Source organism: Massilia sp. BAP21, assembly GCF_057801335.1.
This window is the reverse complement of record NZ_CM173596.1, coordinates 922,103-939,451: the sequence shown is the minus strand read 5'-3', so window position 1 is coordinate 939,451 and position 17,349 is coordinate 922,103. Positions and strand designations below refer to the sequence as shown.

The window sequence follows — 17,349 nt, the reverse complement described above, 5'->3', positions numbered from 1 at the left end:
GCACGCGCGCCGCTTTACCTTCAGGGGGAGTGGTCATGGATATCGAGTCGAGCGAAGAGACCGTCAACGGCAAGGACGGCAACCAGATCTTCTTCCGCAGCTGGCATCCTCCCGGCCCGCCCAGCGCCCTGGTGGTGATCTGCCACGGCGTCAATTCCCATAGCGGCCAGTACGAATGGACGGCGCGCCAGCTGGCCGGCAGCGGCTTCGTGGTCTATGCGCTCGACCTGCGCGGGCGCGGCAAGTCGAGCGGCGAGCGCTTCTATATCGAGGACATCGACGAATACGTGGGCGACCTGGCGACCCTGGTCGACCTGGCCAAGACACGCGAATCCGGCCTGCCCGTGTTCCTGCTCGGCCACTCGGCCGGCGGCGTGGTGTCCTGCGTTTATACGCTGGAACACCAGGCCCAGCTCGACGGCTTCATCTGCGAAAGCTTCGCCTTCAAGGTGCCGGCGCCCGGCATCGCGCTGTCGCTGATCAAGGGCCTGAGCCATATCGCGCCGCACGCGGGGGTGCTGAAGCTGCACAACGAGGACTTTTCGCGCGACCCGGAAGCGGTGCGCAAGCTCAACAGCGACCCCCTGATCGCCGGCGAAGTGCAGCCGGCCAGCACCGTAGCCGCGCTGGTGCGCGCCGACGATCGCCTGGAGAAATCCTTCGACCGGATCACGCTGCCGGTCTTCATCATGCACGGCACCGTCGACAAGGCCACCGTGCCGGCGGGCAGCCAGTTTTTCTATGAACACGCCGGTTCCCCGGACAAGACCCTCAAGATGTACGAGGGTCATTACCACGACCTGCTCAACGATTACGGCAAGGAAGACGTGCTGGCCGATACCACGCACTGGATTCGCCAGCACCTGCCGCGCGGCGCCACGGTCGGCCTGGCGTAAGCATGCACCGCTGCGGCGATAGCTCATCCATTGGTAGTCGAATTACACTATTTGTCTTATCATTCCTTAAATATCCCGGTTAGTAGCGTAGTTTTGCTACTTCCGGCCGGAAGAGAAGAAAAGGAGACAACCGATGCAGCTTCGCCGCAGCGCCGCCATCCTGGCGGCAACTTTCGCACTCAGCGTCAATGCCTGGGCCCAACAAGTCATCGCCAGGGCTGCGTCGCCGGGCCAGGTGCTCGACGTCGAAGTCCAGATCGAGAATGGCGGCAAGCTCGGCTATGCGGTGAAGCGCAACGGCAAGCAGGTCATCGGCCTGTCGCGCCTGGGCTTCAACCTGGCGAATGCGCCGAAGCTGGACGGCGGCTTTGCGCTGCTCAAGCAGACCGCCAGCCTGCACGATTCGACCTGGGAGCAGCCCTGGGGCGAGCGCCAGTTCGTGCGCAACCATTATCGCGAGCTGCGTGTCGAGGTCGAGCAGAAGAACCGCGGCAACCGCCGCCTGGCCATCGTATTCCGCATCTATGACGACGGCATCGGCTTCCGCTACGAATTCCCGGACCAGCCACAACTGCGCGACACCGAGATCATCGACGAGCTGACCGAATTCGCCGTCGCCCAGAAGGGCACGGCCTGGTGGATTCCGGCCGGCGAGCTGCCGGGCCTGGAAGAAGAAATCCGCACCTCGCCGCTCTCGGAAATCGGCACCGCCAACACGCCGCTGACCGTGCGCCTCGAGGACGGCACCCACATCGCCTTCCACGAAGCGGCCCTGGTCGACTACGCCTCGATGTGGTTGCGCAAGGTCGATGGCCAGAAGCTGCGCGCGCAGCTGGTGGCCTCGCCGAACGGCCCGGCCGTGGTACGCCACGGTGCCTTTACCACGCCATGGCGCACCATGCAGATTGCCGACAACGCGGCCGGTCTCTACATGTCGGACCTGGTCCTGAACCTGAACGAGCCGAACAAGCTGGGCGACGTGTCCTGGGTCAAGCCGTCGAAATTCGTCGGCGTGTGGTGGGAGATGCACCTGCAGTCGGGCACCTGGAACGCCGGTCCGAAGCATGCCGCGAACACGGCGAATACCAAGCGCTACATCGACTTCGCGGCGAAATATGGCTTCCGCGGCGTGCTGGTCGAAGGCTGGAACAAGGGCTGGGAAAGCGACTGGGGCCATGGCGGCGCCGACTTCAGCTTCACCGAGCCGTATCCCGACTTCGATTTGCCGGGCCTGGCCGCGTATGCGAAATCGAAGGGCGTGCGCCTGGTCGGTCACCACGAGACCGGCGGCAACCTGCCGGCCTACGAAAAGCAGATGGACGCGGCCTACAAACTGTATGCGAAGCACGGCGTGGACAGCGTGAAGTCGGGCTATGTGCACGAAGCCGGTTCCATGCAGTTCATGGGCGAGGACGGCAAGCTGCGCTACGGGCATTATGATTCGCAGCTGGGCGTGCGCCACTTCCTGAAGGCGGTGACCGAGGCAGCGAAATACCGTATCGCGGTCGACACCCACGAACCGGTCAAGGACACCGGCCTGCGCCGCACCTATCCGAACTGGGTCTCGCGCGAAGGCGCGCGCGGCGTCGAGTACAACGCCTGGGGCAACCCGCCGAACGCGGTCGACCACGAAGCCAAGCTGGTGTTCACGCGCATGCTGAGCGGCCCGATGGACTACACGCCGGGTGTCCTGAGCCTGGTGGGCGCGGAAGGCAAGGTCTTCAACTCGACCCAGGCCAAGCAGCTGGCCAACTTCGTGGTGATCTACTCGCCGCTGGCGATGGCGGCCGACCTGCCGGAAAACTACGAGAAGTACCCGGCCGCCTTCAAGTTCATCCGCGACGTGCCGACCGACTGGGCCGATACCCGCGTGGTCAATGGCGTCGTGGGCGAGTACGTGACCATCGCGCGCAAGGACCGCAACTCGCAGGACTGGTACGTGGGCGCCGTGACCGACGGCGAAAAGCGCACGCTGGCGCTGCCATTGAGCTTCCTGGATGCGGGCAAGAGCTACGTGGCCGAGATCTACCGCGACGGCGACGCCGCCGACTACCGCAGCGAGCGCCGCTTCGACCTGGTGGTCGAGCAGCGCAAGGTGACGGCGAAGGACGTGCTGCAGCTGCAGCTGGCGCCGGGTGGCGGGCAGGCGATTCGTTTTTCGCCGGCGCGTTGAGGCTGGGGCATTGAGGCCGGGGCGGCTCTGGCGCGGGTATGGCCTGCGGCTGTGAAATCGTCCTTGATGGCGATATGGCCTGCGGCCTTTGCATGTAGCCTGCGGCTGTGAAATCGTCCTCGACGGTGGAATGGCCTGCGGCCTTTGCATGAGGCCTGCGGCCATGACCGTAGGGTGGGCACTCCGTGCCCACGCGGTACGCACGTGTCCGTAGTCCGCGCCGTCAAGGTGTCGCCCGCAAAGCCTGCAACGGCCACGAGCCTGGCTTGGCGTTTCGAGCGACACATCACCGCTAACGCAAAAAGGAAGCGCACGTAACCGCGTGGGCACGGCGTGCCCACCCTACGTTTGCGCTTCATGGCACCATCTGGGCTGACATCAGATTAGGGAATACCATGGCCGCAAGCGCAGTACAACGCTCCGTCACCTTCCTCGCAGGGCTGCTGCTTACCGGCAGCGCACTGGCCGCCGACACCGGCGTCCAGGAAGAATCCTTCGACTTCAAGTCCTTCTCCATCACGCGCCTGACCCTACCAGCCGAATCCGGCCCGCCGGTGCGCTACTACCTCTCCAAGCCCGCGCAAAAGTCGCCGCTGGTCCTCTACATCCAGGGCTCCGGTTGCGTGCCGCCGTTCATGAACCTGGGCACCGCCAAGCGCGCCTCGACCATCTATTCCTGGCTGCCCCTGGCCCAGCAGGGCCGCTACGCCGTGATGGCGGTCGACAAGCCCTACCAGTCCGACCAAGCGCAGGAAGGCCCGTTCGGCTCGGCCATCGGCTGCGCCGGCGAATTCAACGCCCACTTCTCCTACGAGACCTGGCTGGCAACGCTCACCACCGCCGTGCGCCATGCCTTGCGCCGGCCGGAAGTCGACGCGCGCCGCGTGCTGGTGATCGGCAGCTCCGAAGGGGCGCCGATGGCGGCCGGCCTGGCGCGGGCGCTGCCCGAGGTCACCGACGTCGTGCTGCTGGGCGCGAACGGCCCGTCGCAGCTGTTCGACTTCGCCGCCAACATCCACCGCTCGACCGACAGCGACGAGATCAAGGCGCTGCGCCTGCAGGAGCTCGACGCCACCTACGGCGCCATCGCCGCCGACCCGGCGAGCACCACCAAGTACGCCTGGGGTCATCCCTACCTGCGCTGGAGCAGCTTCTTTGCCCAGTCGACGATGGACAACCTGGCGCACTCCAAGGCGCGCGTCTACATCGCCGCCGGCATGCAGGACAGCAGCGTGCCGATCCTCTCGACCGAGGTGCTGTACACCCAGTTGCGGGTGCAGGGCAGGGACGTGACGATGCGGCGCATACCGCTGGCGGGCCACAGCCTGGTGCCGGATGGCCGGCCGATGCCTGAAGCGCAAAAGGAATACGACGCCTTCATGGCGTGGTTCGACAAGCGCTGAGGGGATAGGCTCTAAGTTCAGCGGGCCAGCAGCTGCTCGATGTCGCTCCGGATCTCTTCCGGCCTCGTCTTGGGCGCGTAGCGCTTGACGACCTTGCCGTCGCGATCGACGAGGAACTTGGTGAAGTTCCACTTGACGAGCTCGGTACCCAGGATGCCGGGGGCTTCGCGCTTCAGGTGGCGGAACAGGGGATGGGAGTTGGCGCCGTTGACGTCGATCTTGGCGAACAGCGGGAAGCTGACTCCGAAACTGCGCTCGCAGAACTGGCCGATTTCGGCTTCGGTGCCGGGTTCCTGGTTCTTGAACTGGTTGCAGGGGAAGCCCAGCACCTCGAAGCCGCGCTCGCCGTAGTCGCGGTGCAGCGTTTCCAGGCCGGCGTACTGGGGCGTGAAGCCGCAGCCGCTGGCGGTGTTCACGACCAGGAGCACCTGGCCGCGATAGGACGAGAGGTCGACGGGCGTGCCGTCGAGGGCGGGGGCGGAGAAGTCGAAAACGTTCATGTCGGGATGATACCAACATGTCGGCGTAGGGTGGACGGGTTTCCCGTCCACGCGTTCAACATCCGCCGGATCGGACGCGAATATCTCAGCACCGGTGGACACGTGGACGGCCAAGCCGTCCACCCTACGTCACACCAGGCCCAGGTGCTCGGTCCCCGCCGAGAAATCGCGGTTCTTCGCGTGCTTGCTATTGAGCTTGATGGTCAGGCGCAGGTCGTTCACCGAATCGGCATTGCGCAGCGCGTCCTCGTACGAGATCTTGTCTGCCTCGTACAAGTCGAACAGCGCCTGATCAAAAGTCTGCATGCCCAGCTCGCGCGACTTCTTCATGATCTCCTTGATCTCGTGGACTTCGCCCTTGAACACGAGGTCCGAGATCAGCGGCGAGTTCAGCATGATTTCCATCGCCACCACGCGCCCCTTGTCTTCCTTTTTAGGAATCAAGCGTTGCGACACCAGGCCGCGCAGGTTCAGCGACAAATCCATCAGTAACTGCTGGCGGCGTTCTTCGGGGAAGAAGTTGATGATGCGGTCGAGCGCCTGGTTGGCGCTGTTGGCGTGCAGGGTGGCCAGGCACAGGTGGCCGGTTTCGGCAAAGGCGATCGCGTGTTCCATGGTGTCGCGGTCGCGGATTTCGCCGATCTGGATCACGTCCGGCGCCTGGCGCAGGGAATTCTTCAGGGCCGCCTCGAAGCTATCGGTGTCCACGCCCACTTCGCGCTGGGTGATCACGCAGTTCCGGTGCGGGTGGACGAATTCGACCGGGTCCTCGATGGTGATGATGTGGCCATAGCTGTTCTCGTTGCGGTAGCCGACCATCGCCGCCAGCGTCGTCGATTTACCCGAACCGGTGGCGCCGACCATGATCACCAGGCCGCGCTTGGCCATGATGACCTCCTTTAGCACCTCGGGCAGGCCCAGGTCCTCGAACTTCGGAATCTGCGTGGTGATGGTCCGCAGCACCATGCCGACGCTGCTCATCTGGACGAATGCCGAAACGCGGAAGCGCCCCAGGTCGCCGGGGCTGATCGCGAAGTTGGCTTCGCGGGTCAGCTCGAAGCCGGCGGTCTGCTTGTCGTTCATGATCGAACGCGCCAGGTCGGCCGTGTGCGCGGCCGTCAGCGGCTGGCTCGAGACCGGCGTCATGCGGCCGTCGATCTTGATCGCGGGCGGGAAGCCGGCGGTAATGAACAGGTCCGAGCCGCCCTTGCTGACCATCAGGCGCAGCAGGTCGAACATGAATTTTGAAGCCTGGTCGCGTTCCATTTTTAGCCTGGGAAGTTTTCGGGGATCTTCGCGGCAGAGCGGGCCGCGCTGCTGGAGATGATATTCCGGCGCACCAGGTCGGTCAGGTTCTGGTCCAGGGTCTGCATGCCGACGTTGCTGCCGGTCTGGATACTCGAATACATCTGGGCGATCTTGGCTTCGCGGATCAGGTTGCGGATCGCCGGCGTGCCGAGCATGATCTCGTGCGCCGCCACGCGGCCCGAACCGTCCTTGGTTTTCAGCAGGGTCTGCGAAATCACAGCCTGCAGGGACTCCGACAGCATCGCGCGCACCATCTCTTTTTCCTCGGCCGGGAAGACGTCGACGATACGGTCGATGGTCTTCGCAGCCGATGAGGTGTGCAAGGTGCCGAACACCAGGTGGCCGGTTTCGGCGGCCGACAAAGCGAGACGGATCGTCTCGAGGTCGCGCAGTTCGCCGACGAGGATGGCGTCCGGGTCTTCGCGCAGCGCCGAGCGCAGTGCGTTGTTGAAGGAGAGGGTGTGCGGGCCGACTTCGCGCTGGTTGATCAGGCACTTTTTCGACTCGTGCACGAACTCGATCGGGTCCTCGATCGTCAGGATGTGGCCGTACTCGTTTTCGTTCAGGTGGTTCACCATCGCGGCCAGCGTGGTCGACTTGCCCGAGCCGGTGGGGCCGGTCACCAGGACCAGGCCGCGCGGCTTCAGGGCCAGTTCGCCGAAGATTTTTGGTGCGTTCAGTTCTTCCAGCGACAGGATCTTCGAGGGAATCGTGCGCAGCACGGCCGAGGCGCCGCGTTCCTGGTTGAAAGCGTTGACGCGGAAGCGCGCCAGGCCGGGAATCGCGAACGAGAAGTCGCACTCCAGCACCTCTTCGTACTGCTTGCGCTGGCCGTCGTTCATGATGTCATAGATCATGGCGTGCACGTCCTTGTGCTCGAGCGGCGGCAGGTTAATGCGGCGCACATCGCCATGGACGCGGATCATCGGCGGCAGGCCAGCGGAGAGGTGGAGGTCGGAGGCTTTGTTCTTGACCGAGAAGGCGAGTAATTCGGAGATGTCCATTTATAATCCCTGTGCCGTGAGGGGCGCAGCTTCGGCCAGCGTGCTCGCATGTCCCGAATATTGCCCAGAGAAAAGATTATGGTCACAATCGCCGATAACTTGCAAGCTGTCGAAGCGACAATCGCCGCCGCCGTCAAGGACGCCAACCGGGCCCGTTCCATGGTCCAGTTGCTCGCTGTCTCGAAGACGTTTCCGGCGGAAGCGGTGCTCGAAGCGATGGCAGCCGGACAACGCGCCTTTGGCGAAAACTACTTGCAGGAAGGCGTGGAAAAAATCGCCGCCGTGGCGCGCGCGCAACCGAATACGCCCGTCGAGTGGCATTTCATCGGCCCGATCCAGAGCAACAAGACAAGACCGATCGCCACCAGTTTCAGCTGGGTGCACACGGTGGACCGCCTGAAGATCGCCCAGCGCCTGTCGGAGCAGCGCCCGCCGGAGCTGGGGCCATTGCACATCTGCCTGCAGGTGAACATCAGCGGCGAAGCCACCAAGAGCGGCGCCACGCCCGACGAATTGCCGGAACTCGCGCGCCAGGTCGCGGCCCTGCCGAACCTGCGCCTGCGCGGGCTGATGGCGATCCCCGAACCGCAAACCGACCCGGCCCTGCAGCGCGCGGCCTTTGCCAGGCTGCGCAAGCTCGGCGAAGCCCTGCGCGCGGATGGCGTGCCGGTCGACACGCTGTCGATGGGCATGTCGGGCGACATGGCGGCGGCGATCCTGGAAGGCGCGACCATCGTGCGCGTCGGCAGCGCCATTTTTGGCACACGTACTTATCACAAGGATTCGGAATGAAGATCGCTTTCATCGGCGGCGGGAACATGGCCACGGCGCTGATCGCCGGGCTGGTCAAGGAACTGGGCGCCGGCGCGCAGGTGCACGTGGTCGACCCGAACACGGAGGCGCTGGAGAAGCTGGCGTCGCAGTTCGGCGCGACCACCGCCACGTCGATCGGCGATGGCGTGGGCGCCTGCGACGTGGTCGTGCTGGCGGTAAAGCCGCAGCAGATGCGCGACGTGGCGGCGGCGCTGGCGCCGCAGCTAGGCAGGGAGCCGCTGGTGCTGTCGATTGCGGCGGGCATCCGCAGCGTGGACCTGTCGCGCTGGCTGGGCGGCTACGGCGCCATCGTGCGCACCATGCCGAACACGCCGGCACTGATCGGCATGGGCATCACCGGCATGGTGGCCACGCCCGGCGTGAACGAGGCCCAGCGCGCCGCGGCCGACAGCGTGATGCGCGCGGTCGGCCAGACCGTGTGGCTGGACGACGAGGCGCTGATCGATCCGGTGACGGCGGTGTCCGGCAGCGGGCCGGCCTACGTGTTCTACTTCCTGGAAGCGATGCAGGCGGCGGCCGTGGAAATGGGCCTGGATGCGGAGCAGGGCAAGGCGCTGGCGCTGGCCACGTTTGCCGGGGCGGCGGAACTGGCGGCGCAATCAAACGAGCCGCTGGAGGTGCTGCGCCAGCGCGTGACCTCGAAAGGGGGCACGACGCATGCGGCCATTACGAGCATGGAAGCGGCGGGGGTGAAGCAGGCGATCATGGCGGCCATGAAAGAGGCAGCGGCGCGCGGGCGCGAGCTGGGGGAAGAGTTAGGGGCGGATTGAATCCGCCGTTTCGAGGTTCGATTGTTGTACCGCGTGGGCACAAGTGCCTTGCGCGGCCCGGCCCACCCTACAAAACCATCATGCCGTGGCGGCATTCAACGTCGCATATGTCGATTGAGAGGTAACACAACCGACAGTGGTAAAGCAGGCCGTAGGGTGGGCACTCGTGCCCACGCGGATACAACGCTTACTGGAACCGCGAACCGAACCGCTCGCGAATGATCGGCATCACCTGCTGCACCACCGGCATCACGCGCGGCAGCACATTCTGCACGATCTTCCACGCCGATACGCCGGTGGCCACCAGCGCCAGCACCGGCTTCGGCCGTGCGATCAGCATCCCGAGCGCGACGCCGCCGCCGGCCAGCAGCACCTTGCGGTTGGCCATCAGCGACTGGCCGACGCCGCCCAGCCGTTCAACCGGCGCCTTCAGCAGATTCAGCTCGTAGGCGATACCCTCGCGCTGCTGCGCGCATTCGGCAATCAAATGCGCGCGGCGCACCGCCAGTGGCGTCTTTTCACTGTTCATGCGCCGCTCCCGTGCCCTTGATGAAGGCGATGTCCTTGTTCAGTTCCGCCAGCGTGGCCGCCATCATCGGTGGACGCGCAGCAAACGCCGCACGCACCCGTGCCAGGATCAACACCGCCGCTAGGGCGAACAAAGCGGCCATGGCGCCGATCGCCAGCAGGCGGTGGGTGTCCCAGAACAGCACGATCACGAACAGCGCCACGAGCATGAAGGCGCCGGCGCCCAGGAAAGCCGCGAACAGCGTCCAGGCCGCAAAGCCCAGCACGCGCTGTGCTTCTTCCTGCGCCTCGACGGCTGCCAGCGCCAGGCGCGTGCGCACCATCGCCAGCAGCGTGGCGCCGATCCGGCCCAGCGTCTCGGTGACCGCCATCAACGGCGGTTGATCAGCAGGCCCAGGATGACGCCGGCGACGGCGCCGATGCCCACGGCTTTCCAGGGATTGTCCTTGACGTAGGTGTCGGTCGCTTTCGCAGCCGCTTTCGATTTCTCGACGACTTCCAGGTTGGCCAGGCCTTCCTTGGCGCTGGTCAGCGCACCCTCGAACTTGGCCTTGGCCGCTTCGAGCTGTTCACCGGTCAGCGAGCCGCCGTGGCGCAGCCAGGCTTCCGCGTCCAGGATCACGGTCTTCAGGTCGGCCAGGAGCTGGTCGCGGGCGCCGGTCTGGGTCGGGATTTTTTCCATCATGTTTTAGCCTCGTAATAGGGAGTGATCGGCCGCTGCCTTGCCGGCAGAACGGGGATTTGTATTTCGGACAATATTATCCTAATGCATAGTCTAACGCGACACCGGCAAAAAGGGCCGCACCCAACCAATTGTTGTGGCGGAAGGCGGCGAAGCAGCGCAGGCGGTCGCGGTTGCGGATCAGGGTGTAGTGGTAGAGCGCCATGCCGGCCGCCACCGCCACGCCGCCGACGAACCACCAGCGCAGGCCCAGCAGCCAGCCGCAGACCAGGTCGATCGACAGGGCCACGCCGTAGCACAGCATGACGGCGGCCACGTCGTAGCGCCCAAACGTAATGGCCGAGGTGCGCATGCCGATCTTGAGGTCGTCGTCGCGGTCGACCATCGCGTATTCGGTGTCGTAGGCCACGGCCCAGAACACGTTCGCCGCCAGCAGCCACCAGGCCACCGCCGGCACCTGGCCCTGGATGGCGGCGAATGCCATCGGGATGCCGAAGCCGAAGGCGATGCCGAGGTAGGCCTGGGGAATCGCGAAGAAGCGCTTGAAATAGGGGTAGGTGCCGGCCACGATCACGGCCACCACCGACAGCTGCTTGGTCAGCGTGTTCAGCGGCAGGATCAGCAGGAAGGAGACGATGGCCAGCACGGCGGCGACCATCACCGCTTCCCAGGCCTTGATGCGTCCGCTGGTGACCGGGCGGTCGACGGTGCGTTTGACGTGGCGGTCGAAGTCGCGGTCGGCATAGTCGTTGATGGCGCAGCCGGCCGAGCGCATCAGGGCGGTGCCGAGCACGAAGATCAGGACCACATGCCAGGGCGGCGTGCCGCCGGCTGCCATCCATAGGGCCCAGAGGGTGGGCCAGAGCAGAAGAAGAATACCGATCGGCTTGTCGGCGCGGACCAGCCGAAAATAAAGCGCCAGCTTGTTCATGGAAATCGCGGTCTTGTTGTGTACAAGACCGCGATTTTAACGGGTTTGGAACGGAACACGGCTGGCACTGTTCCGCGGGGCTTGCCGGAGGGGGTAGGGTGGACACCCGTGTCCACGCGGTCTCACCGGTTGAACAGACGAGGCATGAGACTCGACATGCAACCGTTGCACCGCGTGGACACAGGTGCCTAGCGCGGCCCGGTCCACCCTACAACGGCAGGCCCATCGATGTTCACGCCGCCTTATCGAGCGCCAGCATATCCACGCCCGGCAAGTCGCACTCCGCCACCGCATTCACGATCGCATCGATCGCCACCCGCCGCGTAAAACTCTTGCGCCACACGATCACCACGCGCCGCGACGGCGCCGGCTTCGAGAAAGGAACAAACGTGAGCATGCCATTCGGGTCTTCCATGTCGCGCACCGAGGCGCGCGGCAGCACCGTGAGCCCAATCCCGCTGGCTACCATGTGGCGAATCGTTTCCAGCGACGAACCTTCGAAGGTGCGCTGCATGCCGTTCCCCGGCGACGAGAAGCGCGCCATTTCCGGGCAGACTTCCAGCACCTGGTCGCGGAAGCAGTGGCCGCTGCCCAGCAGCAGCATGGTTTCGGCCTTCAGGTCGTCGGCCGCGATTTCCTTGCGCTTCGCCCAGGGGTGGGTGCGCGGCATGGCCACCACGAACGGTTCGTCGTACAGGGTCTGCATCATCATGCCGTGGTCGGGCAGGGGCAGGGCCATGATGGCGGCGTCGAGCTCGCCCTGGCGCAGCAGTTCCAGCAGCTTGACCGTGAAGTTCTCCTGCAACACGAGCGGCATCTGCGGCACGTTGTCGATCAGGTTCTTCACCAGCGGCGGCAGCAGGTAGGGCCCGATGGTGTAGATCACGCCCAGGCGCATCGGGCCGGCCAGCGGGTCCTTGTTCTGCTTGGCCAGTTCCTTGATGGCCGCGGTCTGCTCCAGCACGCGCTCGGCCTGGGCCACGATCTGGGCGCCGACCGGCGTCACCGAGACCTCGGACCCGCCGCGCTCGAACAGCGTCACGCCCAGCTCGTCCTCGAGCTTCTTGATGGCGACCGACAAAGTGGGTTGTGCAACGAAACAGGATTCGGCGGCGTGCCCGAAGTGTTTGGCGCGGGCGACAGCGACGATATATTTCAGCTCGGTAAGTGTCATGGGCGTATGGTAGTCGAATTGCAGGTCTGCAATGAATATCCTGCCAAAGTGGCGAAGTCAGCCACAGAAAGTGTATTTTACCGGTAATCTTAGTCGATATAATTGTCGGGCGGGCGGATATCGTATTGACGCTTTCTCGCCCAGACCAGAAAGGCACGCATGAGCAATCCCTTCGGCCCGGCGGAAGCCCAGGCCTATATCCACAAGCTGCTTACGGTGATGTTCCAGCAGGGCGGCTCCGACCTCTTCATTTCCGCCGATTTCCCGCCCAGCATGAAGCACCAGGGCAGCATGAAGCCGATGAGCCAGCAGCGCCTGTCCGGCGAAGTCACGCGCGCCCTGGCGCTGTCGCTGATGAACGAGCGCCAGCGCGCCGAGTTCGAGGCCGAGATGGAGTGCAACTTCGCGATCTCGCTCCCTGGCGTCTGCCGTTTCCGCGTCAACGTGTTCGTGCAACAGCAGAGCGTGGGCATGGTCGTGCGCACCATTGCCTCGGAAATCCCGAACTTCGAGAAGCTGGAATTGCCCGAGGTGCTGAAGGACGTGGTGATGACCAAGCGCGGCCTGGTGCTGGTGGTCGGTGGCACCGGTTCCGGCAAGTCGACCACGCTGGCGGCAATGATCGACTACCGCAACAGCAATTCGGCCGGCCACATCATCACGGTCGAAGACCCGGTCGAGTACGTGCACAAGAACAAGAGCTGCCTGGTGACGCACCGCGAAGTCGGCGTCGACACCCACTCCTGGCACAACGCCCTGAAGAACACGCTGCGCCAGGCGCCGGACGTGATTTTGATTGGCGAAATCCGCGACACCGAGACCATGGAGCACGCGATCGCGTTTGCCGAAACCGGCCACCTGTGCCTGGGCACGCTGCACGCGAACAACGCCAACCAGACCATGGACCGCATCATCAACTTCTTCCCGGAAGAGCGGCGCAATCAGTTGCTGATGGACCTCTCGGCCAATCTGCGCGCCATCGTCTCGCAGCGCCTGGTGCGCACCGAGGACGGCAAGGGCCGCAAGGCCGCCATCGAAATCCTGCTGAACACCCCGACCATCAGCGAGATGATCCTGAAAGGGAACTTCCACAGCATCAAGGAGATCATGCAGAAGTCGCGCGAACTCGGCATGTGCACCTTCGACCAGGCGCTGTACGAGCTCTACAACAAGGGCTACATCAGCTACGACGAAGCGCTGCGCAATGCCGATTCGGCGAATGGCCTGCGCCTGCAGATCAAGCTCTCGGGCGACCGTCGCGAACCGGGCGAGGAAGGCGGCGGCAAGTCGCCGACGCTGTCGATGGCGCTCGAAGAAGAACCGGAAGACCCTGCAAACCCAACCTGACTGACCCGTATGCCGAATTTTGAAAACAAGATCTGCTCGCGCGCCGAGCTCAAGGCGCGCGTGGCCGCGCTGCCGAAACCTGTCGTCCTCACCAACGGCGTGTTCGACATCCTGCACCGCGGGCACGTGACCTACCTGGCGCAGGCGCGCGAACTGGGGGCGTCGCTCGTCGTCGCAGCAAATACCGACGCCTCGGTCAAGCGCCTGGGCAAGGGCGACGACCGGCCCCTGAATACCCTGCACGACCGGATGGCGGTGCTGGCCGCGCTGGAATCGGTGAGCCTGGTGGTGGAATTCGACGAAGACACGGCGCTGGAAACGGTGCTCGAAGCGCGGCCCGACATCTATGCCAAGGGCGGCGACTATGTGATGAGCGCGATTCCGGAAGGGCAGGCGGTGCTGGCCTATGGCGGGCAGGCGGTGGCGATCGATTTCGAGCATGACCGCTCGACGACCAAGCTGCTGACCAGGGTCAGGGCGGGCTAGGCGATGCAGGACAAACACCACGATCCGCGCTTCGAAGCGCTATTGGTCTTCCTGGCAAAGGTGCCTGGCATTACGCCCGGCATTGGCTGCGACATCGATCCCGATGGGCACTGGTGGGTGAAGTTCGGCATCGATATCGCGCACCCCCTGGCCTGGCATGTCGTCCAGGAATTCGGCCACGTACTGAATTACCTGTCGCTCAACGAGCCGCTGCCGAGCCGCTTCCTGCCTGTATCGGCGCCACCCTACATGAATGGCGGGCCGGCAGATTTCCTGGCCTGGATCATCGAGAATACCCATCCGGCATTCACGCCTGCGCTGGCGGCCGAGTGGCTGGAGGGCAGGCTGCCACAGCCGGTCGACGATCTGTCGCAGTGGGTGACCGATCATGACGACGATTGAGCAGCCTGGCCGGCTGAAAGGCTTGCCGGCCTCGCGCCCCGGGCGCGGCGCAGGCCCTGGCACCCATGGAAGCGCCGCATGCAAAGAATGGTCGGACTCCTCCTGCTGATTGCCCTCGGCGCGTACGGCGCCGCCTGCCTCGCGCTGTATTGGATGCAGGCTTCCTTCATCTATTATCCGCCCGCTACGCCGATGTTCCCGGCGCCACGCACCGCGACACTGGCGGTGTCCGGCGCCGAGGTGAAGGTGTCGGAACGGCCCCTGCCGGGGAACCGCGCCGTCGTCTACCTGGGCGGCAATGCCGAGGATGTGACGGTGAGCCTGCCCCTGCTGGACGAGGCCTTTCCCCGGCACGCGCTGTACCTGCTGCACTACCGCGGCTACCTGGGCAGCACGGGCAAGCCGGGCGAAGGGGCGAATGTGGCGGATGCGCTGGCGCTGTTCGACCGGGTGGCCGCGGAGCACGGCGAGGTAACGCTGATCGGGCGCAGCCTGGGCAGCGGCATCGCGGTGCAGGTGGCAAGCCTGCGCCCGGTGAAAAAACTCATCCTGGTAACGCCCTACGACAGCCTGCAGGAGATCGCCGCCGCGCATTTCCCGTATTTTCCGGTGCGCTGGCTACTCCGCGACAAGTACGAATCCTGGCGCTACGCACCGCGCGTGACGGCGCCGACCCTGCTGCTGGCAGCCGAACACGACGAGATCATCCCGGCGAGCAGTACGCGGCAATTGCTGGCACGCTTTCCACGTGGCGTGGCGACCATGAACGTGATCGGCGGGGCAGGCCATAACACGATTTCCGGGATGCCTGCTTACCTTCGCGCGCTCCAGGATTAACGGCGGGCGCTGTTTGCAACGCGTGCGATGGTGTCGGCCAGCAGGTCCGGCGGCACCGGTTTGACCAGGTGGGCGTCGAAGCCGGCTTCGCGCGACAGGCGGCGGTCCTGTTCCTGGCCGTAGCCGCTCACCGCCACCAGCGCGCAGCCGGCGCAGTTCGGCAGTTGCTGCAGGGCGCCTGCCAGTTCGTGCCCGCTCATGTCGGGCAGGCCGATGTCGAGCAGGATGATGTCGAATCGTCCCTCTCCGGCCCGCGCCAGCGCTCCTTGCGCCGAATGCTCGACCGTCACCTTGTGCCCGGCCGTTTCCAGCAGCATGCCCAGGGTCTGCGCGGCGTCGACGTTGTCGTCGACCACCAGGATGCGCAGGGGGCCGAGCGAGGCCGGAGCGGCGGCGGCCGGCGCCGCCACCGCGCCCTCGGACGCCGCCAGCAGCGGCAGGCGCACCGTGAACGTGCTGCCCTGGCCCTGTCCCGCGCTGTGCGCCTCGACCGCGCCGCCATGCAGCTCGACCAGTTTCTTGACCAGCGCCAGACCGAGTCCGAGCCCACCCTGGGCGCGGTCCGGCGTGCGCTCGGCCTGGGTGAACAGATCGAACACCACCGGCAGCAGGTCGGCGCCGATGCCGATGCCGTTGTCGCGCACCTGCAGGACCGCCATGCCGTCGTGGCGCGCCAGGGACACGTGCAGTACCCCGCCGTCGGGCGTGTACTTGGCCGCGTTGTTGAGCAGGTTGGCCGCCACCTGGACCAGGCGGGTACGGTCGCCGCACACAGTGAGTGCTTCGGGCGCGATCTCCAGCGTCAGACTGTGCTTGCGCGCGTCGATCACGGGCTTGATCTGCTCGGCCGCTTCGCGCAGCACGGCGCCCAGTTCCACCGTGGTCTGGTTGATGGTGACCAGGCCGCGCGTGACGCGCGAGACGTCCAGCAGATCGTCGACCAGGTGCGTCATGTGCGCGACCTGGCGGCTGATGACGCCGCTGACATCCCTGATGCGCGGGACGTCGGCGAACAGCACGCGCAGCAGCTGGGCGGCGCTGCTGATCGGCGCCAGCGGGTTGCGCAGTTCGTGGGCCAGCATCGCCAGGAATTCGTCCTTGCGCTGGTGCTCGCGTTCCAGGCGCGCCTGTTGCCGGTGCAGGCCGTCGAGCATGCGGTTGATCGAGCGCGCCAGGGTGATGGTTTCGCTGCTGCCGGCCAGTTCGGCGCGCGCCGCGCCGATGCCTTCTTCGCCGAGCTTGCCGGCAAACTGTTCGAGCTGGCGCAGGTCCTGGGTCAGGCCGAGCGAGAGGCGCGAGCCGAGCAGGAACACGATGACGGCGAACGCCAGCGTCATGCCGCCGATCAGGCCGTACTGCGTCCACGGCGTTTCCAGCGGCTGGCCGACGTCGGACACGTCGATCTTCATCATCAGCCCGAGGTGCCGGAATGCCTCCGGCGCCGGCACCGGCACTTCGCCCGCATGGGTGCCGGGCTGCGCCTCCCAGGCCAGCACCGACGAAGCGATCGGGCGCAGGTCCTGCAGGCGGATCTTGTAGACCAGCGCGCCTTCGGGCGTGTTCGTGCGCGAATAGCGCAGCAGGTTGACGCCGACCAGTTCCGGGCCGCCGGGGCGGTCGAAAATGGCCGCGCTTTCCGCGCCGGCGTCGATGCGCGTGCGCAGCCAGGCCAGCTGCTCGCTATCGAAACGCTCGAAACCGTTCCCCGCGATCGACTTGCCTTCGAAATCGGTGAACAGTACCTGGACCGGAATGCCGTTGATCTGGCGCAGGCTGTTCAGGAAGGGCGCCAGGTAAGTCTCGCGCCCCGCGCTGTCGACCAGGCCGGTGGCCAGGATCGGGCTGTCGGCCACGTCTTTCATGCGCGAAGCCAGGGTGGCGAGGGTATTGCCGACGGTGCGCGCGTTGAACGCGGTTTCGCGCTGTTGCAGCAGCTCCACCGCGGCGGCATGCTGGCGGTTCACCAGCCACAGCGACGCGGCGGCCACCAGCAGCACCGCCACGGCGGTCAGGATCGCCGACGCAATCGCAAAGCGCCGCGTGAGGCTGCCGGCCTGGAGCGTGGTCCACATGG

At 65.4% G+C, this 17,349-nt stretch carries 18 protein-coding genes; 9 read left to right on the top strand and 9 right to left on the bottom strand.

Annotation, left to right across the window (positions count from 1 at the left end):
• Positions 1-35 precede the first annotated feature (35 nt).
• The 3 genes from ACWYRN_RS04100 (at position 36) to ACWYRN_RS04090 (ending at position 4,472) form a co-directional block, all read left to right on the top strand.
• Positions 36-896: an alpha/beta hydrolase gene (locus tag ACWYRN_RS04100; RefSeq protein WP_488691253.1), complete on the top strand. Its 861-nt coding sequence runs from the start codon at positions 36-38 to the stop codon at positions 894-896.
• A 133-nt stretch (positions 897-1,029) separates the two neighbouring features.
• Positions 1,030-3,069, top strand: coding sequence for a glycoside hydrolase family 97 protein (locus tag ACWYRN_RS04095; RefSeq protein ID WP_488691252.1), 2,040 nt, complete (start codon positions 1,030-1,032; stop codon positions 3,067-3,069).
• Between the two features lie 395 nt (positions 3,070-3,464).
• Positions 3,465-4,472: an alpha/beta hydrolase family protein gene (locus ACWYRN_RS04090; protein ID WP_488691250.1), complete on the top strand. Its 1,008-nt coding sequence runs from the start codon at positions 3,465-3,467 to the stop codon at positions 4,470-4,472.
• A 17-nt stretch (positions 4,473-4,489) separates the two neighbouring features.
• On the opposite strand, the gene ACWYRN_RS04085 is transcribed toward ACWYRN_RS04090, so the two are convergent.
• The 3 genes from ACWYRN_RS04085 to ACWYRN_RS04075 all read right to left on the bottom strand — a co-directional run bounded on the left by ACWYRN_RS04085 (position 4,490) and on the right by ACWYRN_RS04075 (position 7,284).
• The gene (locus ACWYRN_RS04085; RefSeq protein WP_488691249.1) at positions 4,490-4,972 is read right to left on the bottom strand and encodes a glutathione peroxidase; all 483 of its coding nucleotides are present in this window, start codon (positions 4,970-4,972) and stop codon (positions 4,490-4,492) included.
• A 129-nt stretch (positions 4,973-5,101) separates the two neighbouring features.
• Positions 5,102-6,238, bottom strand: coding sequence for a PilT/PilU family type 4a pilus ATPase (locus tag ACWYRN_RS04080; protein ID WP_488691248.1), 1,137 nt, complete (start codon positions 6,236-6,238; stop codon positions 5,102-5,104).
• A 2-nt stretch (positions 6,239-6,240) separates the two neighbouring features.
• Positions 6,241-7,284, bottom strand: a complete 1,044-nt coding sequence (locus ACWYRN_RS04075) for a type IV pilus twitching motility protein PilT (protein WP_229438069.1) — start codon at positions 7,282-7,284, stop codon at positions 6,241-6,243.
• Positions 7,285-7,362: 78 nt separating this feature from the next.
• Between ACWYRN_RS04075 and ACWYRN_RS04070 the strand changes: the two genes are divergently transcribed.
• Both ACWYRN_RS04070 and proC read left to right on the top strand, forming a co-directional pair.
• A complete protein-coding gene (locus ACWYRN_RS04070) occupies positions 7,363-8,076 on the top strand; it encodes a YggS family pyridoxal phosphate-dependent enzyme (protein ID WP_488691247.1) in 714 nt (237 codons plus the stop codon).
• On the top strand, positions 8,073-8,888 hold the full coding sequence (proC, locus tag ACWYRN_RS04065; protein ID WP_488691246.1) for a pyrroline-5-carboxylate reductase: 816 nt from the start codon (positions 8,073-8,075) through the stop codon (positions 8,886-8,888). Before ACWYRN_RS04070 ends, proC begins: the two co-directional genes overlap by 4 nt.
• A gap of 187 nt (positions 8,889-9,075) precedes the next feature.
• Here the strand turns inward: proC and ACWYRN_RS04060 are convergent, their stop codons facing one another.
• From ACWYRN_RS04060 to ACWYRN_RS04040, 5 genes are all read right to left on the bottom strand, one after another.
• A complete protein-coding gene (locus tag ACWYRN_RS04060) occupies positions 9,076-9,417 on the bottom strand; it encodes a YqjK family protein (protein ID WP_488691245.1) in 342 nt (113 codons plus the stop codon).
• Positions 9,407-9,787 carry a phage holin family protein gene (locus ACWYRN_RS04055; RefSeq protein ID WP_488691244.1) on the bottom strand — a complete coding sequence of 127 codons (381 nt, stop codon included), beginning with the start codon at positions 9,785-9,787 and terminating at the stop codon, positions 9,407-9,409. Before ACWYRN_RS04055 ends, ACWYRN_RS04060 begins: the two co-directional genes overlap by 11 nt.
• A complete protein-coding gene (locus tag ACWYRN_RS04050; RefSeq protein WP_229438064.1) occupies positions 9,787-10,101 on the bottom strand; it encodes an ElaB/YgaM/YqjD family protein in 315 nt (104 codons plus the stop codon). The genes ACWYRN_RS04055 and ACWYRN_RS04050 overlap by 1 nt, the downstream gene beginning before the upstream one ends.
• Before the next feature lie 73 nt (positions 10,102-10,174).
• Positions 10,175-11,029 carry a 4-hydroxybenzoate octaprenyltransferase gene (gene ubiA / locus ACWYRN_RS04045; RefSeq protein WP_488691243.1) on the bottom strand — a complete coding sequence of 285 codons (855 nt, stop codon included), beginning with the start codon at positions 11,027-11,029 and terminating at the stop codon, positions 10,175-10,177.
• A 232-nt stretch (positions 11,030-11,261) separates the two neighbouring features.
• Positions 11,262-12,203: a hydrogen peroxide-inducible genes activator gene (locus tag ACWYRN_RS04040; RefSeq protein ID WP_488691242.1), complete on the bottom strand. Its 942-nt coding sequence runs from the start codon at positions 12,201-12,203 to the stop codon at positions 11,262-11,264.
• A 159-nt stretch (positions 12,204-12,362) separates the two neighbouring features.
• Between ACWYRN_RS04040 and ACWYRN_RS04035 the strand changes: the two genes are divergently transcribed.
• From ACWYRN_RS04035 to ACWYRN_RS04020, 4 genes are all read left to right on the top strand, one after another.
• The gene (locus tag ACWYRN_RS04035; RefSeq protein ID WP_488691241.1) at positions 12,363-13,550 is read left to right on the top strand and encodes a PilT/PilU family type 4a pilus ATPase; all 1,188 of its coding nucleotides are present in this window, start codon (positions 12,363-12,365) and stop codon (positions 13,548-13,550) included.
• Positions 13,551-13,559: 9 nt separating this feature from the next.
• Positions 13,560-14,036, top strand: coding sequence for an adenylyltransferase/cytidyltransferase family protein (locus ACWYRN_RS04030; protein ID WP_488691240.1), 477 nt, complete (start codon positions 13,560-13,562; stop codon positions 14,034-14,036).
• 3 nt (positions 14,037-14,039) lie between these two features.
• Positions 14,040-14,438 carry a hypothetical protein gene (locus tag ACWYRN_RS04025; RefSeq protein WP_488691239.1) on the top strand — a complete coding sequence of 133 codons (399 nt, stop codon included), beginning with the start codon at positions 14,040-14,042 and terminating at the stop codon, positions 14,436-14,438.
• An 87-nt stretch (positions 14,439-14,525) separates the two neighbouring features.
• Positions 14,526-15,275, top strand: a complete 750-nt coding sequence (locus ACWYRN_RS04020) for an alpha/beta hydrolase (protein ID WP_488691238.1) — start codon at positions 14,526-14,528, stop codon at positions 15,273-15,275.
• On the opposite strand, the gene ACWYRN_RS04015 is transcribed toward ACWYRN_RS04020, so the two are convergent.
• Positions 15,272-17,347: a hybrid sensor histidine kinase/response regulator gene (locus ACWYRN_RS04015; protein ID WP_488691237.1), complete on the bottom strand. Its 2,076-nt coding sequence runs from the start codon at positions 17,345-17,347 to the stop codon at positions 15,272-15,274. The two genes, ACWYRN_RS04020 and ACWYRN_RS04015, sit on opposite strands and share 4 nt — an antisense overlap.
• Positions 17,348-17,349: the final 2 nt, after the last annotated feature.